This is a genomic window from Collinsella sp. OM06-18AC (assembly GCF_003438785.1).
In the GTDB taxonomy this organism is placed as follows: domain Bacteria; phylum Actinomycetota; class Coriobacteriia; order Coriobacteriales; family Coriobacteriaceae; genus Collinsella.
This window is the reverse complement of the sequence record NZ_QSTX01000026.1, coordinates 1-2246: the sequence shown is the minus strand read 5'-3', so window position 1 is coordinate 2246 and position 2246 is coordinate 1. Positions and strand designations below refer to the sequence as shown.

The 2246-nt window shown below is 67.7% G+C and carries 2 protein-coding genes; both read left to right on the top strand.

Annotation, left to right across the window (positions count from 1 at the left end; genetic code table 11):
• Positions 1-117 precede the first annotated feature (117 nt).
• Positions 118-1356 (top strand): IS21 family transposase, encoded by a 1239-nt coding sequence (istA, locus tag DXB86_RS09795; RefSeq protein ID WP_117736969.1) that lies wholly within the window; start codon positions 118-120, stop codon positions 1354-1356.
• Entirely contained in the window at positions 1353-2141 is a 789-nt protein-coding gene (gene istB / locus DXB86_RS09790; RefSeq protein WP_117648567.1) for an IS21-like element helper ATPase IstB, read from the top strand. Before istA ends, istB begins: the two co-directional genes overlap by 4 nt.
• Positions 2142-2246 lie beyond the last annotated feature (105 nt).

Sequence of the window (2246 nt, the reverse complement as noted above, 5' to 3'; positions counted from 1 at the left end):
AACCAATCATGCCAACGCAATCCCGCCATTTGCGCCAACGCATTTTCACCATTTCCACCAACGCCGGGGCTTACGCTTCGATCGACGAGCGAACGATGCTTTCGGGAGGAGCGGGCCGTGGCGGAGAAGAACCTGATCGGAGAGTTGGACATGTACAGGGAAGCGGGCATAAAGCCCAACTTCAGCGACATAGCGAAGCGCTACGGCAAGGACAGGCACACCGTGGCGTCGTACTGGAGGGCCGAGGGCGGGCGGCCCCGCGACGGGCGCGGCGACAGGGCGGGCTCGTTCGACGCGCACATCGAGGAGGTGGCCGCCAAGGCGCAGCTGCCGGGAGTCACCAAGAAGGGCATCCACGAGTGGCTGCTGCACAGGTATCCCGGCGAGGACCTGGCCGGCTACAACGCCTTCACCCAGTTCATGCGCAAGAACGGCATCGCCGTCGGGGCCTCCGGCGGCCCGGAGCCGCACCCGCGCTTCGAGACGCCGCCCGGACTGCAGCTGCAGTTCGACTGGAAGGAGTCCGTCAAGATGGCGAACCGCGACGGCGAGCTGTTCGAGTTCAACGTGTTCGCGGCGACGCTGGGCCATTCCCGCAGGCACGTATTCATCCGGTCGAGGACCAGGACGACCGACGACCTGGTCAGGTGCATGTACGCCACGATCGCGAGGCTCGGCGGCGTGCCGCGCGAGTGGGTCACGGACAACATGTCCGCCCTGGTGACGGTCAAGGGCGGCAGGCGCCTCAAGGTCCAGCGCGCGTACGAGTTCGCCAAGGCCGCCGGCTTCGAGCTGAAGCTGTGCCGCCCGCGCAGCCCCCAGACGAAGGGCAAGGTCGAGTCGTCGAACCGCTTCCTGTCGCGGCTCATGGCCTACCAGGGCGACTTCGACGGCTGGGACGACATCGACGAGATCGTCGCGCGGATCGAGGACGCCAGCAACTCCGAGCCCAACGAGACCACGGGGCTGCCGCCCTCCGCGCTGTTCATGGAGGAGAAGGACGCGCTGCTGCCCGTCGGCAACCTGCGCGCCCTCGAGGAGGCGATGGGCGACGTGGTGCGCGTGGCCAGGGTGCCGGCCACGATGCTGGTGAGCGCGCACGGCGAGCCCATGTCGGTGCCCAGGCGCTGCATCGGCAGGCCCGCCCGCATCGTCTGCATGCCCGGCGGCGCGATGGACTGCTACGTCGGCGGCGAGCTGGTGGCCACGCACGTGGCGGGCGGGCCGGCCTACGACCCGGCGCACTACGCCGAGGCCATGGCCGGCAAGCGGTGGTTCGGCGACGCCGCCGGCGACATCGAGGCGGCCGCCGCGGCCAACCTCGGCCTGCTCGACTCGATAGGGGGCTCGCTGTGAGCGCCGCCGTGCAGGCCAGCCCCCTCAACCGCCTGGCGGCCAACCTCGAGGAGCTGGGGCTCGAGGGCATGGCGTCGTCGGTGCCCGAGTACGTCAGGCTCGTCGCCGACGGGAGGAAGGGCCTGGTCGACGCCATGCTCGAGCTCACCGACGCCCAGATAGCCCTCAAGCGGCGCGCCGACGACGAGCGCCGCACGAGGATGGCCAACTTCCCCTACATAAAGACGCTGGCCGACTTCGACTGGGGCTTCCAGCCGAGCGTGCCGCGCGGGCTGGTCGAGCAGCTGGCCACGCTCGAGTTCATCGACCGCGGCGACAACGTCGTGCTCGTCGGCAGCCCGGGCGTCGGCAAGACCCACCTGTCGATAGCCATAGGCCACGAGGCGGTGATGGCCCGCAAGCAGGTGTACTTCGCCGACTGCTCGAGGCTGGTCGAGGACCTCAAGCACGCCTCGGCGAAGGAGGCGCTGGCGCGCAGGATGCGGTTCTACGAGCACTGCAGCCTGCTGATAATAGACGAGCTCGGCTACCTCGATATCGGCAAGGAGGGCGCCGACCTGCTGTTCCAGCTGGTCAACAGGCGCTACGCGCTAAAGCGGTCGACCATCGTCACGACCAACGTGCCGGTGGGCAGGTGGGGCGACGTGTTCGGCAGCAACGTCACGGCCTCGGCGGTGGCCGACAGGCTTTGCCACCATTGCGCGATGATCAAGATAACGGGACGGTCGTACCGCCTGAAGGACGTATCCATCGGCGGTGAGGACGGGAAGGAGGAGGGAGCCTAGACGCCGAAAGCGGCGCATCCGCGTTGGCGAATCCGGCGCATCCGCGTTGGCGCGATTGGCGAAAATACGTTGGTGAAAATGGTGAAAAATATATTGACGCTAACA